Source organism: Nocardioides sp. Soil_C_8 (genome assembly GCF_057656315.1).
In genome coordinates, this window is the sequence record NZ_JBDGKQ010000001.1 from 94367 (window position 1) to 110806 (window position 16440).

The 16440-nt window shown below is 70.5% G+C and carries 12 protein-coding genes; 6 read left to right on the plus strand and 6 right to left on the minus strand.

What is annotated here, in order from left to right; translation table 11 throughout:
• Nucleotides 1-6: 6 nt before the first annotated feature.
• The 3 genes from AC3A3L_RS00500 to AC3A3L_RS00510 form a co-directional block, all read right to left on the minus strand.
• Complete coding sequence (locus AC3A3L_RS00500; protein WP_487638073.1) at nt 7-789, minus strand: electron transfer flavoprotein subunit beta/FixA family protein; 783 nt, start codon at nt 787-789, stop codon at nt 7-9.
• 169 nt (nt 790-958) lie between these two features.
• Nucleotides 959-1261 (minus strand): hypothetical protein, encoded by a 303-nt coding sequence (locus tag AC3A3L_RS00505; RefSeq protein WP_487638074.1) that lies wholly within the window; start codon nt 1259-1261, stop codon nt 959-961.
• A gap of 39 nt (nt 1262-1300) precedes the next feature.
• Nucleotides 1301-2077 (minus strand): enoyl-CoA hydratase/isomerase family protein, encoded by a 777-nt coding sequence (locus AC3A3L_RS00510; RefSeq protein WP_487638075.1) that lies wholly within the window; start codon nt 2075-2077, stop codon nt 1301-1303.
• Between the two features lie 106 nt (nt 2078-2183).
• On the opposite strand from AC3A3L_RS00510, the gene glgX reads away from it, so the two are divergent.
• Complete coding sequence (glgX, locus tag AC3A3L_RS00515) at nt 2184-4358, plus strand: glycogen debranching protein GlgX (RefSeq protein WP_487638076.1); 2175 nt, start codon at nt 2184-2186, stop codon at nt 4356-4358.
• A gap of 12 nt (nt 4359-4370) precedes the next feature.
• Here the strand turns inward: glgX and AC3A3L_RS00520 are convergent, their stop codons facing one another.
• Together AC3A3L_RS00520 and AC3A3L_RS00525 are read right to left on the minus strand one after the other, a co-directional pair.
• Complete coding sequence (locus AC3A3L_RS00520; protein WP_487638077.1) at nt 4371-5279, minus strand: helix-turn-helix domain-containing protein; 909 nt, start codon at nt 5277-5279, stop codon at nt 4371-4373.
• Between the two features lie 62 nt (nt 5280-5341).
• On the minus strand, nt 5342-5815 hold the full coding sequence (locus AC3A3L_RS00525) for a MarR family winged helix-turn-helix transcriptional regulator (protein WP_487638078.1): 474 nt from the start codon (nt 5813-5815) through the stop codon (nt 5342-5344).
• 54 nt (nt 5816-5869) lie between these two features.
• Here AC3A3L_RS00525 and AC3A3L_RS00530 point away from each other — a divergent pair, with 54 nt between their 5' ends.
• The gene (locus tag AC3A3L_RS00530) at nt 5870-6238 is read left to right on the plus strand and encodes a hypothetical protein (protein WP_487638079.1); all 369 of its coding nucleotides are present in this window, start codon (nt 5870-5872) and stop codon (nt 6236-6238) included.
• Nucleotides 6239-6615: 377 nt separating this feature from the next.
• On the opposite strand, the gene glgP is transcribed toward AC3A3L_RS00530, so the two are convergent.
• Entirely contained in the window at nt 6616-9198 is a 2583-nt protein-coding gene (gene glgP / locus AC3A3L_RS00535) for an alpha-glucan family phosphorylase (protein ID WP_487638080.1), read from the minus strand.
• A gap of 159 nt (nt 9199-9357) precedes the next feature.
• Between glgP and AC3A3L_RS00540 the strand changes: the two genes are divergently transcribed.
• Genes AC3A3L_RS00540 through glgB form a run of 4 tightly spaced genes read left to right on the plus strand, consistent with a single transcriptional unit; the run spans nt 9358 to nt 16416 of the window.
• Nucleotides 9358-11337 (plus strand): alpha-1,4-glucan--maltose-1-phosphate maltosyltransferase, encoded by a 1980-nt coding sequence (locus AC3A3L_RS00540; RefSeq protein WP_487638081.1) that lies wholly within the window; start codon nt 9358-9360, stop codon nt 11335-11337.
• A 23-nt stretch (nt 11338-11360) separates the two neighbouring features.
• Complete coding sequence (treS, locus tag AC3A3L_RS00545; RefSeq protein ID WP_487639814.1) at nt 11361-13088, plus strand: maltose alpha-D-glucosyltransferase; 1728 nt, start codon at nt 11361-11363, stop codon at nt 13086-13088.
• Complete coding sequence (locus AC3A3L_RS00550; protein ID WP_487638082.1) at nt 13085-14497, plus strand: maltokinase N-terminal cap-like domain-containing protein; 1413 nt, start codon at nt 13085-13087, stop codon at nt 14495-14497. The genes treS and AC3A3L_RS00550 overlap by 4 nt, the downstream gene beginning before the upstream one ends.
• On the plus strand, nt 14494-16416 hold the full coding sequence (gene glgB / locus AC3A3L_RS00555) for a 1,4-alpha-glucan branching protein GlgB (protein WP_487638083.1): 1923 nt from the start codon (nt 14494-14496) through the stop codon (nt 16414-16416). The genes AC3A3L_RS00550 and glgB overlap by 4 nt, the downstream gene beginning before the upstream one ends.
• Nucleotides 16417-16440: the final 24 nt, after the last annotated feature.

Below are 16440 nucleotides of genomic sequence, written 5' to 3' on the forward strand. Positions count from 1 at the left end.
TCCTGGTCAGATGAACTTCTTGGACGCGAGGAACTCGACCAGCGCACCGGCGCCCGAGCCGTCCTCGTCGGTGACGATCTCGCCGGCCGTGCGCGGCGGGCGGGCGGTGGTGTCCTCGACCTGCGTGTAGGCAACCGACAGGCCGACCTGGTCGGCGTCGAGGCCGAGGTCGGTCAGCGACCAGGTCTCGAGCGGCTTCTTCTTGGCCGCCATGATGCCCTTGAACGACGGGTAGCGGGCCTCGCCGGACTGGTCGGTCACGCTCAGCACGATCGGCAGGGTGGCGCCGATGACCTCGGTCGAGCCCTCGTTGTCGCGCTTGATCCGGACCTGGTCGCCCTGCGACTCCACGACCGAGGCCAGGGTCACCTGCGGCATGCCGAGGCGCTCGGCCAGCATGGCCGGGACTACCGAGCCGGAGGCGTCGGTGGACGCCATGCCGCAGACCACGAGGTCGGCGCCGGCGTCGGCCTTGACCTTCTCGATGGCCTTGGCGAGCACCAGGGAGGTGCCGAGGTAGTCGGAGCCCGCGATCGCGTCGTCGACGACGTGGACACCGGAGTCCGCGCCCATCTGCAGCGCCTTGCGCACCGCGTCGACCGCCTTCTCCGGGCCCACGGTCAGCGCGGTGACGGTGATCTCCTCACCCTCGCGCTTCTCGCGGAACTGCAGCGCCTGCTCCACGGCGTACTCGTCGAGCTCGGACAGCAGGCCGTCGACGCCAACGCGGTCGACGGTGTTGTCGTCCTCGAACTTGCGGTCGGCCGTCGCGTCCGGCACGTACTTCACACAGACAACAATGTTCATGGTGGTGTGGCCTCGCGGCCCCTCCTGTGCACTCGGATGTGGCTATGAGGTTACTGGTCGGTCAGCGGGGACCGGAATGGCGATCCGGGTGCGGTCGCTCACAGTGGCACTGTCACGGTCGCGACCGGACGAGGCGCCGACCCGGGCCGCGTCAGGGCTTGATGACGCGGTAGAGGACGCGCCCGACCACGAGCCAGGCGATCGCCGCGAGCCCCCAGTTGAAGAGCGCGTTCTTGACCTCGGCGCCCTCCCCGCGGAACTGCTTGATCCCGTCCTGGCGCGAGAACACGTCGAGGTCAACCCAGGACGCGGCGCGCAGGACGGCGTCGACGAGCTCGTTGGACCTGTTGGCGTCCAGGGCGATCAGCAGCGCTCCCGCTGCGAGCACCAGGGCCGCGAGCGCGCACGCCAGCCACACCAGCTGGGCGAGCGTCGCCCGGAACTTCGTTGCCACGTGGTCGTCTTCCTTCTCGGTCGGGGTCGGTCGAGGGGCTCAGCGGCCGACGAAGGTCGCCTTGCCCGGTCCGTTCTCAACGAACGAGGTCATCCCGCGGGTACGGTCCTCGGTCGCGAAGATCGCGGCGAACTGCTGCCGCTCGATCTCCAGCCCGGTGTCGAGGTCGGTCTCGCTCCCGCGGTCGATGCACTCCTTGGCGGCGCGGATGGCGAGGGCGGCGGCGCCGCTGAACTGCGAGGCGTAGGCGACCGACTCCTCCAGCACCTTGTCGGCGGGGACGAGCCGGTCGACCAGACCGATCCGCAGCGCCTCGTCGGCCTTCACGAACCGACCGGTGAAGATGAGGTCCTTGGCCTTCGCCGTGCCGACCAGCCGGGTGAGGCGCTGGGTGCCGCCGGCGCCGGGGATGATCCCGAGCAGCACCTCGGGCTGGCCGAGGACGGCGTCCTCGGCGGCGAAGCGGAAGTCCGCTGCCAGCGCGAGCTCGCACCCGCCGCCCAGGGCGTAGCCGTTGACCGCGGCGACGACCGGCTTCGGGATCCGTGCGATGGCGGTGGTCGCGGACGTGGCGGACGAGGCGACCTTCAGCATCTCGACGTAGGAGAGGTCGGCCATCTCCTTGACGTCGTTGCCGGCGGCGAAGACCCGCTCACCGCCCCACACCACCACGGCGCGTACGTCGTCGCGCTCGGACAGCTCGGCCGCGGCCTCGCGCAGGTCGGCCTGCACCTGGAGGCTGATCGCGTTCATCTTCGGGCGGTCCAGCCGCAGGACGGCGACCCCGTCGGTCACGTCGATCGAGACGAACTCCATGGTGGCTCCTTGTCACGGTGGGACGGCGTCGTGGGACGGCGTCGGGGACTGGCGCGGTGCGTGCCGCATTGTGCCGTGCCGGGACTGTGCCACCACAATGGCCCGCGTGACGCCCCCGGAGACGAGCACAGTCTGGATGCACGACGGCGAGACCATGCAGGTCTGGCCGGGACGCAACTACCCCCTGGGCGCCACCTGGTCCAGCGAGTCGACGAACTTCGCGGTCTACGCCCCCGAGGCCGACGCGCTGTGGGTGTGCCTCTTCGACGAGGACGGCGTCGAGACGCGCCACCAGCTCACCGAGCAGGCGCTGGGCGTGTGGCACGGGGCGCTTCCGGGCGTGGCGCGCGGCACGCGCTACGGCTACCGCGCCGACGGGCCGTGGGACCCCGAGGCCGGCCTGCGGTTCAACCCGGCCAAGCTGCTGCTCGACCCCTACGGCAAGGCGGTCTCGGGCGAGCTCATCGTGGACGACGCCATCTTCGGCTACCGCCCGAGCGACCCCGAGACGATCAGCGACCTCGACTCGGCGCCGTACGTGCCGCGCAGCGTCGTCGTTCACGACGACTTCCAGTGGGGCGGCGACACCCACCCCCGGCGGCGCTGGCGCGACACGGTGATCTACGAGATGCACGTCAAGGGGATGACCGCGCTGCACGACCGGGTGCCCGAGCACCTGCGCGGCACGTACGCCGGGCTGGCGACGCCGGCCGTCACCGACTACCTGAAGGACCTCGGCGTGACCGCGGTCGAGCTCCTCCCGGTGCACCAGTTCTTCTCCGAGCCGGCCCTCGCCGAGCGGGGGCTGGTCAACTACTGGGGCTACAACTCGATGTGCTTCTTCGCCCCGCACAACGCGTACTCCTCCGCCGGCGACCGCGGCCAGCAGGTCTCCGAGTTCAAGCAGATGGTCAAGGACTTCCACCTCGCCGGCCTCGAGGTGATCCTCGACGTCGTCTACAACCACACCGCGGAGGCGGGGCCGCTCGGGCCGACGCTGAGCTTCCGCGGTCTCGACGACCGCGGCTACTACCAGCGCGTCGTACCTCCGCCGGCGAAGCCGGGCCAGGACCCCGAGCCGGTCCGCTACTGGGACGTCACCGGCTGCGGCAACACCGTGGACTCCACCCACACGCAGAGCCTCCGGATGATCCTCGACTCGCTGCGCTACTGGGTGACGGAGATGCACGTCGACGGGTTCCGCTTCGACCTCATGAGCGCGATCACGCGCACGAACCAGGTCGTCGACATGGGCTCGCACCTGCTGACCGCGATCGGTCAGGACCCGGTCCTGCGCCACGTGAAGCTGGTCGCCGAGCCGTGGGACGCCTCGATGGACGGCTACCGCGTGGGCCAGTTCCCGCCGCCGTGGGTCGAGTGGAACGACCAGTTCCGCGACACCGTGCGCGACTTCTGGCGCGGCCACTCCAGCGGCGTGCGCACCGTCGCGACGCGGCTGGCCGGGTCGAGCGACCTCTACGCCGACGACGGGCGCTCCCCCTACGCCTCGGTCAACTTCGTCACCGCCCACGACGGCTTCACCCTGCGCGACCTCGTGTCCTACAACGAGAAGCACAACGAGGCCAACGGCGAGGACAACCGCGACGGCACCTACAACAACCGGTCGTGGAACTGCGGCGTCGAGGGCGAGACCGACGACCCCGGGATCGTCGCGCTGCGGCGTCGTCAGGCGGCCAACCTGATGGCGACGCTCTGCTTCTCCAGCGGCGTCCCGATGCTCACCGCGGGCGACGAGCGCGGGCGCACCCAGGGCGGCAACAACAACGCCTACGGCCAGGACAACGAGACCTCGTGGATCGACTGGCGCCCCGACGACGCCTGGCTCGACGTCTACGAGATCACCAAGACCGCGCTGCGGCTGCGCCGCGAGCACCCGGCACTGCGGCAGCGCCACTGGTTCGAGGGACGGCCGACCATCAAGGGCGGCATCAAGGACCTCGTCTGGGTGCACCCGGCCGGCCACGAGATGACCGTCGACGACTGGAACGACGACAGCATCCGCACGATCGGGATGTTCCTCAACGGCGCTCCCCTGCGCTCCCCGGGCCCGCGCGGCGAGCAGGTGAACGACCGCTCGTTCATGATCTGGCTGAACTCCGGCGTCGACGACGTCCAGCTGGTGCTGCCGGCCAACCAGTGGGTCCACCACGGCGAGGTCGTGCTGTCGACCAACGCGGACGTCGCCGTCGGCACCCCGGTGGTCGCGGGCGGGACGATGGAGCTGCAGGCGCGCTCCGTGCTGGTGCTGCGCCAGACCTGATCGACCCGGCTCTCAGGCCGGCGATCCCATCCACTCCATCGGGTCGCCGGCGTCGAGGTCGGTGATGCCGAGGGTCTCGAAGGCACCCAGCACCACGAGGCGTCGTACGGCCGCGAAGGTGAGCACGTGCGCCACCATCCCGCCGTAGGTGAAGACCCTCGGCGGCTCGCAGGTGACGTCGACGAAGGTGTCGTCGAGGCGGCCCTCCTCCACCGTCGTGCGTACCTGCTCGAGGAAGGCGGGGCCCTCCTCGGCGAGCTCGCGCCGCAGCGTGCTGAGCGACTTGCCGCGCTCCTGGTCCCAGTCGTAGGCCCGCTGCTCGACCGCGGCGTTCCACTGCGCCAGCTGCCCGACGAGCCGGCTGAGCACGGAGCGGATGGTCATGTCGCAGTCGATCGTGCCGATGGGCACCTCGATCGGGGCGTCGAGCTGCTCGTCGGTGAGCCGGGTCGCCCGCTCGATCATCTCGCCGGTCAGCCAGACGTGGTGCTCGATCATGCGCGTCATCAGGTCCATCGGGGTCACCTTTCGGGAGGTGGGCAGCCGCAGGCTGCCCGGCGGGTGGAAGTGCACGCCGCTCGGACCCTCGATCTGGGTACGGGTGGGGTGCTGACGCCAGCGGCTGGGTGCGGTGCCGTACTCCCGGGAGAACGCACGGGTGAACGCCTCGTGCGAGCCGAACCCGGCCTCGAACGCCACGTCGACCACCTGTCCGTCCTCGCTCAGCAGGCGGTACGCCGCGCGCTCCAGCAGCAGCCTCCGGCGCATCCGCTCCGGTGGCTCGCCGCCGGCCGCCGAGACGACCCGGGCGAGGTGGAAGCGCGAGAGGTTGAGCCGGCGGGCCCGCTCGTCGCCGCCCAGGTCGAGCGTCTCGGCAAGGGTGTCGAGGAACGCGGCGAAGGTGTCGGCCGCTGTCGTCATGGCCACCACCCTCGCCCGCGGGCGGGCGGCGCGCTTGATCTCACGTGCGCAGTCTGCACCCGTCAGGCGGGCTGCGCCTCCGCCTGGCTCGCCGCCTTCGCGGCACCGATCACCTCGGTGAGGCGGTCGCGCAGGTCCATGAGCTCGTCGAGCCGCATCCCCAGCCGCTGCAGGACCGCACCGGGCACCTCGAGCGCCTGCGTGCGCAGGTCGCGGCCACGTTCGGTCAGGGCCACCGCGAGGCTGCGCTCGTCCGCCGGGTTGCGGTCGCGCCGCACCAGGCCGGCCGCCTCCAGCCGCCGGAGCAGCCGGGAGAGCGTGGCCGGGTCGAGCTCGAGGCGCCGGCTGAGCTCGGTCACCGACAACGGCTCCTCGCCCCACAGCGCCAGCATCACGAGGTACTGCGGATGGGTGAGCCCCAACGGCTCCAGCACCGGCCGGTAGACCGAGATGACGGTGCGGGACGCCACGGCGAGGGCGAAGCAGACCTGCCGCTCGAGGGCCAGCGGGTCGTCGATTGGGCGGGGCTCGGGCATTCCGTTAGCCTAGCAATCGTTGTCACAGCAAACGATTCGGTGAGAGAGGCTCGTATGGCCGGCAGCGTTCCCGCTCGACGTACGGAGAAGGGTCGAGGCCACCTGCTCGACCTCGACGCCCCGCGCCGGATCGTCCAGGACCCCGAGAAGGACGCCCGCGACCTCGCCCGCGTGCAGCGCTGGGTGATGTCGACGCTGGCCGTCACCACGATCCTGCACCTGGTCGTCGGCCTCGTCGTGGCGGCCGTGATGCTGGACGACTCCCCCACGTCGTCGAAGATCGGGCTGAACGTCATCGCGGGCATCTTCGGCGCCTTCGCCGTCGCCGTGGGTCGTGCCATCCACGGCAAGAGCATCGTGTCGCCGTGGATGCTCCTCGCCGTCGTCCCGACCGCCGTCGGGCTCTGGTTGACCTTCGGCTGACCCGCTGCGCGACGACTGACGGTCATACGGACCGATCGAGGCGCCGTCACCTCGTCGCACGCTCGATGCACGTCGCCTGATCGTCGTTCAGTCCGTCTGACGGCACAGAAGCGGCAGGCGCCCGGCAACGACATTCCGTGGCCCATAGGTAATAACCCGGATGCGGAACGGGCACGGGAGAGCGCACGCTGTGAGGACCAACCATGCAGGAAGGAGGTGCACCATGTGGGACACCGTCCAGACGAGCCGGTCCCGCCTCAGCCACGACCTGCCGTGCCCGGGGTGCGGCCACGCCGCACACACCTACCTTCCGTGCAGCGACTTCTGTCACTGCCGGCGGCCGAACCCGCTCGCGACGAGCTCGGCCGCCTGACGCGTCAGGCCGGCTCGGCCACCAGGCCGAGCTCGGCGACGGAGGCCAGCGCCTCGTTGCGCGGGACCACGCGGACCGTGTAGCCGAACGGGCCGGAGACGGCGAGCGGCACGGCAGCGTCGAAGCGGTGGCGGTTGCCGTCGTACGACTCCCCCACCAGCATCGGCGTCGCCGAGGTCGCGGTGAGGACGTCGTCGGAGCCGATCCGCCCGTGCACGACCTGCACCTCGACGTCGTCGGGCGACAGCGAGCCCAGCGCCACCCAGGCGCGGACGGCGAGCGTCGCGCCCACGACGGCCTGGTCGCCCACACCCTCGGAGTCGACGTGCTCGACGCGGACGCCCGGCCACGCGGCGCGGACCTCGTGCTTCCAGCCCGACAGGGTGCGGGCCCCGGCGTAGTCGGAGTTGAGCGTGCGCGCGGTGTGCGCGGCAGGGGCGTACAGCTCACGGACGTAGTCGCGGACCTGGCGGGTGGCGAGAACCTTGGGGCCGAGCGACTTGAGCGTGTGGCGGACCATCTCCAGCCAGCGCGGGGGCACGCCCTCGTCGTTGGTCTCGTAGAAGCGCGGCACGACCTCGCCCTCGAGCAGGTTGTAGAGCGCGTTGGCCTCGAGGTCGTCGCGACGGTCGGCGTCGTCGATGCCGTCGGCCGACGGGATCGCCCAGCCGTTGTTGCCGTCGTACCACTCGTCCCACCAGCCGTCGAGGATCGAGAGGTTGAGGCCGCCGTTGAGGGCCGCCTTCATGCCGGAGGTGCCGCACGCCTCGTAGGGGCGAAGCGGGTTGTTCAGCCACACGTCGCAGCCCGGGTAGAGCGGCTGCGCCATGGCGATGTCGTAGTTGGGCAGGAACGCGATGCGGTGCCGGACCTCCGGGTCGTCGGCGAAGCGCACCATCTCCTGGATGAGCCGCTTGCCGGTCTCGTCTGCCGGGTGCGCCTTCCCTGCGATGACCAGCTGGATGGGCCGCTCAGGGTCGAGCAGCAGCTTCTTGAGACGGCCCGGGTCGCGCAGCATGAGCGTGAGGCGCTTGTACGTCGGCACGCGGCGCGCGAAGCCGATGGTCAGCACGTCCGGGTCGAGCGCGCTGTCGATCCAGGTGGTCTCCGCCGCGGCGTAGCCTCGCTTGGCCGCCGAGCGACGCATCCGGTCGCGGGCGTCCTCGACGAAGCGGGTGCGCAGGGTGCGCTTGAGGTCCCAGATCTCGCGGTCGCTGATCTTGTCGACGAGCGGCCAGAGGGCGTCGGTGTCGTCGCTGTCGATGTCGGCGCCGCGGCTCGCGGCGAGCTCGATGACCTCGCGGGCGATCCAGGTCGGGCCGTGGACGCCGTTGGTGATCGACGTGATCGGCACCTCGGCCTCGTCGAAGGCAGGCCACAGCCCGTTGAACATGCCACGCGACACGTGGCCGTGCAGCTCGGAGACACCGTTGGCGCGCTGCGCGAGGCGGAAGCCCATCACGGCCATGTTGAAGACGCCGGCGTCACCGCCCTCGTAGTCCTCGGCGCCGAGCGCGAGGATGCGGTCGACCGGGACGCCCGGCGTCGGTGAGCTACCGCCGAAGTACTGGGACACGAGCTCGCGCGGGAACCGGTCGATGCCCGCGGGGACCGGCGTGTGGGTCGTGAACACCGTGCCGGCACGGGAGACCTCCAGCGCGGTGTCGAAGTCGAGGTGGGGCCCCGCCTCGTCGACCGTGAGCTCGCGGATCCGCTCGATGCCTAGGAAGCCGGCGTGGCCCTCGTTGGCGTGGAAGACCTCCGGGGCCGGTGCGCCGGTGATGCGCGACCACGCCCGCAGCGCGCGGACGCCACCCACGCCGAGCAGCAGCTCCTGGCGCAGGCGGTGCTCGGAGTTGCCGCCGTAGAGGCGGTCGGTCACGTCGCGGTAGTGGGCGCTGTTCTCCTCGATGTCGGTGTCGAGCAGCAGCAGCGGCACGCGGCCGACGTTGGCGACGAGGATGCGCGCCACCAGGTCCGGGCCGTCGGGGAGCGCGAGGGAGACGGTCGCACGGCTGCCGTCGGCCTCGCGGAGCACACTCAGCGGCAGCTCGTCGGGGTCGAGCACCGGGTAGCTCTCCTGCTGCCAGCCGTCGCGGTCGAGCGCCTGCTTGAAGTAGCCGTGGCGGTAGAACAGCCCCACGCCCACCAGCGGGATGCCGAGGTCCGAGGACGCCTTGAGGTGGTCGCCGGCCAGGATGCCGAGGCCGCCCGAGTACTGCGGCAGCACCGAGGTGATCCCGAACTCGGACGAGAAGTAGGCGATGGCGCGCGGGGCGTCGTCACCGGCCTTGCGGGCGTACCACCGGTCCTCGGTGAGGTAGTGCTGCAGGTCGGCGTACGCGGCGTCGAGGCGCGCGCGGAAGTCGCCGTCATCGACCAGCTCGTCGAGCCGGTCACGGCCCACGGCACCCAGCAGCCGCACGGGGTCACGCTTGACCTCGCGCCACAGCTCGGGATCGATCGAGGAGAACACGTCCTGGGTGGGCGGGTGCCACGACCAGCGCAGGTTGCCGGCCAGGGCAGCCAGCGCCGCCAGGGGCTCGGGCAGGACAGGACGGACGGTGAATCGTCGGAACGCTCGCACGGGCAAGCACGCTAGGCCATTTCTTGGAACGATCAAAGAACGGCTGGTCACCACGCCGCGTCAACGCGTGTCCGGGATCCACGCGGTCGGGACGTCCCAAGGGGTGGCCTCGACCGCGGTCGGCTTGCGTGCGGGGTTCGGGTTCGCAAGTGTGGGGCCATGGTTGGACGGATACCCGTGATGGATGTCTCTCCCGTGGTCGACCTGGGTCGGCAGTCGGCCAAGGCCACCGTCGGCGAGCCGCTGCCGGTGCGCGCGTCGGTCTTCCGCGAAGGCCACGACCAGCTCGCCGCGGAGGTCGTCGCCACCGACCCGAGCGGTCGCACCCGCGCCCCGGTGCGGATGCGACCCGACGGCGAGGAGCCCAACCGCTACGTCGCGCACGTGACGCCCGACGTCGAGGGCGAGTGGACCTTCGAGATCCACTCGTGGTCCGATCCAGTCGCGACCTGGCAGCACGACGCGGGCATCAAGATCCCGGCCGGGGTCGACGTGGAGCTGATGTTCACCGAGGCGCGGCTCCTGCTGGAGCGCGTGTCCGCCGGGACCGGTCCGGAGGCGCTCGACAAGCCGTCGGCCGCCGTCGTCTCGGGCGCGCTCGCGGCCGCGACCGACACCGAGCGTCCGGTCGCCGCGCGCCTCGCGACCCTGCAGGACCCCGGGCTCGACGCCGTCCTCCTCGCCCACCCGCTGCGCGAGCTGCTCACCGTCACCGGGCCCTTCCGGTTCCGCGCCGACCGCTCCCGTGCGCTCTTCGGCAGCTGGTACGAGTTCTTCCCCCGCTCCGAGGGCGCCACCCGCGACGAGAAGACCGGCAAGGTCACCACCGGCACCTTCCAGACCGCGAAGGAGCGCCTGACGCGCGTGGCCGAGATGGGCTTCGACGTCATCTACCTGCCGCCGATCCACCCGATCGGCGAGGTCAACCGCAAGGGCCCCAACAACACCCTCACCCCCGGTCCCGACGACACCGGTTCACCGTGGGCGATCGGCAGCAAGGACGGCGGGCACGACGCGATCCACCCCGACCTCGGGACGTTCGACGACTTCGACGCCTTCGTGGCCCGTGCCCGGGAGCTCGACCTCGAGGTCGCCCTCGACCTCGCCCTCCAGGCGGCGCCCGACCACCCGTGGGTGACGACGCACCCGCAGTTCTTCACGACCCGTGCCGACGGCACCATCGCGTACGCCGAGAACCCGCCGAAGAAGTACCAGGACATCTACCCGATCAACTTCGACAACGACCCGGCCGGCATCTGCCGCGAGGTGCTGCGGATCGTGAAGCTGTGGATGTCGCACGGCGTGCGGATCTTCCGCGTGGACAACCCGCACACCAAGCCGCTCGCCTTCTGGGAGTGGCTGCTGGCGGAGGTACGGCGTACGGACCCGGACGTGATCTTCCTGTCCGAGGCGTTCACCAAGCCGGCGATGATGCACGGCCTCGGGGCCGTCGGCTACCACCAGAGCTACACCTACTTCACCTGGCGCACCGGCAAGCGCGAGATCGAGGACTACCTCGTCGAGGTCTCCCACGAGTCCGACCACCTCATGCGGCCGAACTTCTTCGTCAACACGCCCGACATCCTCCACGCCTACCTGCAGTACGGCGGCCCGGCAGCGTTCAAGGTACGTGCGGCGCTCGCCGCCACGGGGTCGCCCAGCTGGGGCGTCTACGCCGGGTACGAGCTGTTCGAGCACGTCGCGGTGAAGCCCGGGTCGGAGGAGTACCTCGACTCGGAGAAGTACCAGATCCGCATCCGTGACTGGAAGAAGCGCGACGCCGAGGGCACGACGCTCGCTCCCTACCTGACCCGCCTCAACGAGATCCGCCGGCAGCACCCCGCCCTGCAGCTGCTGCGCAACGTGACGATCCACTCCAGCGACGACGACCACGTGCTGGTGTTCTCCAAGCAGCAGGGCGACGACATCGTCATCAGCGTCATCAACCTCGACCCGCACGGCACGCGGGAGACGATGGTCCACCTCGACATGCCCGCGCTCGGCATGGAGTGGCACGACTCGTTCGTCGCCCACGACGAGATCACCGGCGAGGACTGGAGCTGGACCGCCCACAACTACGTCCGGCTCGACCCCGGCTACGAGCCCGCCCACGTGATCGCCGTCAGGAGGACCCGTTGACCGACCACCCCACCTCGTCCCAGATGCCGACGGACGCGACCCGCGCGACCGCCGTGCTCAACGCGGAACCCGAGTGGTTCCGCACGGCGGTCTTCTACGAGGTGCTGGTGCGGTCGTTCCGCGACTCCAACGGTGACGGCACCGGCGACTTCAAGGGCCTCATCGAAAAGCTCGACTACCTCGAGTGGCTGGGCGTCGACTGCCTGTGGGTCCCGCCGTTCTTCACCTCTCCCCTGCGCGACGGCGGCTACGACGTCGCCGACTACAACAACATCCTCCCCGAGTGCGGCACGGTCGAGGACTTCCACGAGTTCATCGACGCCTGCCACCAGCGCGGCATCCGGGTGATCATCGACTTCGTCATGAACCACACGAGTGACGCCCACCCGTGGTTCCAGGCGAGCCGCAGCGACCCCGAGGGGCCCTACGGCGACTTCTACGTGTGGTCCGACACCGATGAGCTCTACCAGGACGCCCGGGTCATCTTCGTCGACACCGAGCCGTCGAACTGGACGTGGGACCCGGTGCGCCAGCAGTACTTCTGGCACCGCTTCTTCCACCACCAGCCCGACCTGAACTTCGACAACCCGAAGGTCCACGACGCGATGCTGGAGGCGATGGCCTTCTGGCTCGACATGGGCCTCGACGGCTTCCGGCTCGACGCGGTGCCATACCTCTACGAGCGTGCGGGCACCAACGGCGAGAACCTCAAGGAGACGCACGACTTCCTCAAGAAGTGCCGGCGCTTCGTCGACGAGCACTACCCCGGTCGCGTGCTCCTGTGCGAGGCGAACCAGTGGCCGGCCGACGTGGTCGAGTACTTCGGGCCGGAGGAGACCGCGGACGGCCGGTGGATCGGCACCGAGTGCCACATGGCCTTCCACTTCCCGGTCATGCCGCGCATCTTCATGGCGGTGCGGCGCGAGTCGCGCTTCCCGATCTCGGAGATCCTCGAGCAGACGCCGGCCATCCCCGACGGCTGCCAGTGGGGCATCTTCCTGCGCAACCACGACGAGCTGACCCTCGAGATGGTCACCGACGAGGACCGCGACTACATGTGGTCCGAGTACGCCCACGACCCACGGATGAAGGCCAACATCGGCATCCGCCGACGGCTCGCGCCACTGCTCGACAACGACGTCAACCGCATGGAGCTCTTCACCGCCCTCCTGCTGTCCCTTCCCGGCTCGCCCGTCCTCTACTACGGCGACGAGATCGGGATGGGCGACAACATCTGGCTCGGCGACCGCGACGGGGTGCGTACGCCGATGCAGTGGACCCCCGACCGCAACGCGGGCTTCTCCAACGCCACGCCGGGCAAGCTGCACCTGCCGGCGATCCAGGACCCCGTCTACGGCTACCAGTCCGTCAACGTCGAGGCGCAGCTGGAGAACACGTCCTCGCTGCTCCACTGGACCCGCCGCCTCGTCCACGCGAGGCGCCGGCACCCGGCCTTCGGGCTCGGTGACTTCGTCGACCTCGGCGGGTCCAACCCGAGCGTCCTGTCCTACATCCGCGAGCACCGCGGCGCCGAGGACCGCGACGTGATCCTCTGCGTGAACAACCTGTCCCGCTTTCCGCAGCCCGTCGAGCTCGACCTGCGGCAGTGGGAGGGCATGGTCCCCGTCGAGCTGCTGGGCGGCGTGCCGTTCCCGGCCGTCGGCGAGCTGCCCTACCTGCTGACCCTGGGCGGCTACGGCTTCCTCTGGCTGCGGTTGACCGACCCGAGCACCACGGGGGTGGAGCCGTGAGCCACACCAGGACCACCGAGATCAAGGGCTGGATCGACCAGGCCCGCTGGTTCGGCGGCAAGGGACGCGACTGGGAGCTCGGCGACGTGCGCCGGGTCGGCCGGCTGCCCGACGCGCCGGAGGGGCTGCAGGTCACCATCGAGCTGGCCGAGGTCGCCTACTCCGACGGCACCACCGACCTCTACCAGCTGCCGCTCGCCTTCTACGCCGAGCCGCAGGAGCGGATCGCGCACGCGCTCATCGGCGAGTGGGATGACCACGAGCTCGGCGAGTCCTTCGTCTACGACGCGCTCCACGACCGCGAGGCGATGTCCCTGTGGCTGGCGGCGTTCGCCCGTCACGGCGTCGCCCCGGCGCCGCGCTCCGAGGTGCGTGGCGAGCTCATGTTCCACCGGCTGCCGGGCCACGACCTCGACATCGAGGCCCACTCGACGCTCTTTTCCGGCGAGCAGTCCAACTCGTCGGTCGCGTTCGGCGAGGACGCGTTGATGAAGGTGTTCCGCAAGGTGACGCCGGGCGTCAATCCCGACATCGCGATCCACCAGGTCCTCACCGAGGCCGGCTCGACCCACGTCGCCGCGCTCTACGGCTGGCTCGACCTCGTCGACGACGACACCGACACGACCATCCAGCTCGCGATGCTCCAGCAGTTCCTCCGCACCGCCAGCGACGGGTGGGACCTGGCCCTGGCCAGTGTCCGCAACCTGTTCGCCGAGGCCGACCTCCACGCCGAGGAGGTCGGCGGCGACTTCGCCGGCGAGGCCGCTCGCCTCGCGGTCGCCCTGGCCGAGGTGCACGCCGACCTGGCCGCCCACTTCCCGGTCGAGCAGCGCGAGGCCGACGACCTCGGCGAGCTGGCCTCGGCGATGGAGGGCCGCCTCGACGCCGCGCTCGACGTCGTACCCGCCCTGGCGGAGCACGAGGCGCGGTTGCGGGAGACGTTCGGCCGCCTGCGCGACCTCGGCGCCGTCGAGGTGCAGCAGGTGCACGGCGACCTGCACCTGGGCCAGACCCTGCGCACCGTCAAGGGTTGGAAGATCGTCGACTTCGAGGGTGAGCCGGCCAAGCCGCTCGCGGAGCGGCTCCGCCCGGACTCGGTCTGGCGCGACGTGGCAGGCATGGTCCGGTCGTTCGACTACGCCCCGCGGGTGGTCGCCATGACCGGGGGCGCCGACGCCGGCGGCGAGGCCGAGCAGCGCGCCTACCGCGCGACCGAGTGGGCCGCACGCAACCGGGCCGCCTTCCTCGACGCCTACACCGAGCAGCGGGGTGAGGTGCTCGACGGCGCGAACGGGGTACTGCTGGACGCCTACCTCGCGGACAAGGTCGTCTACGAGGCGGTCTACGAAGCACGCAACCGTCCGGGATGGCTCGCCATCCCCCTCGCAGCGTTGGAGGAGACGTCATGACGAAGTCCACCAGCAAGCCCCCCACCACCACTCCCACCCCGGCCCGGGACCCCCACGCTCCCGGCGAGCTCGACCTCCACCTGATCGGCGAGGGTCGCCACGAGGAGCTGTGGCGGGTACTCGGCGCCCAGGCCGGCGAGGACGGCACGTCCTTCCGCGTCTGGGCCCCCAACGCGATGGAGGTCCAGGTCGCCGGCGAGTGGGCCGGCTGGGACGGATCGGCGCACCCGATGTCCCGCCTCGACGGGTCCGGCGTGTGGCACGCCCACGTCGAGGGCGCCGGCGTCGGGTCCCAGTACAAGTTCCGCATCCGTGGCGCCGACGGCCAGTGGGTCGACCGGGCCGACCCGCTCGCCCAGTACGCCGAGAAGCCGCCGAGCTCCGCCTCGCGGGTGTGGCGCTCGCAGCACGAGTGGAACGACGACGCCTGGATCGAGGCGCGCCGCACCAAGCAGCCGGTCGACGAGGCGATGTCGACCTACGAGGTGCACCTCGCCTCGTGGCGCAAGCACTACTCCGGCGAGCTCTACTCCTGGGACGAGATCGCCGACGCGCTCGTCCCGTACGTCTCCGACCTCGGCTTCACCCACGTCGAGTTCATGCCGGTGATGCAGCACCCGTTCGGCGGTTCGTGGGGCTACCACGTCACCTCCTACTTCGCCCCCGACTCCCGTTTCGGCGACCCCGACGGGCTCAAGCGCCTCATCGACCGGCTGCACCAGGCCGGCGTCGGCGTGATCCTCGACTGGGTGCCGGGCCACTTCGCGACCGACGAGTGGGCCCTGGCCCGCTTCGACGGCACCCCGCTCTACGAGGACCCCAACCCCCAGCGCGGCTGGCACAAGGAGTGGGGCTCCCACATCTTCAACTTCGGCCGCAACGAGGTGCGCAACTTCCTCTACGCCAACGCGGTCTACTGGCTCGAGGAGTACCACGCCGACGGCCTGCGCGTGGACGGCGTCGCCTCGATGCTCTACCTCGACTACGCCCGCGAGCACGGCGAGTGGTCGCCCAACAAGCACGGTGGCCGCGAGAACCTCGAGGCCGTGCAGTTCCTCCAGGAGATGAACGCCACCGTCTACAAGCGCGTCCCCGGCATCGTCACGATCGCCGAGGAGTCCACCGCGTGGCCGGGGGTCACCGGGCCCACGAGCGACGGCGGCCTCGGCTTCGGGTTCAAGTGGAACATGGGCTGGATGCACGACTCGCTCAACTACGTCTCCAAGGACCCGCTCTACCGCAGCCACCACCACGGCCAGATGACGTTCTCGCTCGTCTACGCCTTCGCGGAGAACTACGTCCTCCCGATCAGCCACGACGAGGTCGTGCACGGCAAGGGCTCGCTGCTGCGCAAGATGCCCGGCGACCGCTGGCAGCAGCTGGCGAACCTCCGCGCCTACCTCGCCTACATGTGGGCCCACCCCGGCAAGCAGCTGCTCTTCATGGGCTGCGAGTTCGGCCAGGAGTCCGAGTGGGCCGAGAGCCGCGAGCTCGACTGGTGGCTCCTCGAGCACCCCGAGCACGCGGGCGTGCACGCGATGGTGCGCGACATGAACCGCGCGTACGCCGACACGGCCGCGCTGTGGGGCCGCGACAACGACCCGTCCGGGTTCCAGTGGATCGACGCCAACGACGCGGGTGCCAACACGTTCTCGTTCGTGCGCCGCTCCCCCGGCGAGCCGGACCTGGTCTGCGTGGCCAACTTCGCCGGCAACCCGCACGAGGGCTACCGCCTCGGCCTGCCGTCGTCCGGCACCTGGCAGGAGGTCCTCAACACCGACGCGGAGGTCTACCACGGCTCCGGCGTCGGCAACCTCGGCTCCATCACGGCGGTCGACGGCGAGCACCACGGGCAGCCTGCCCACGCCGACATCGTCGTACCCCCGCTGGCCACGGTCTGGTTCCGGGCCGCCGACTGAGGGCGACCCGGAACCGGAGTGCCG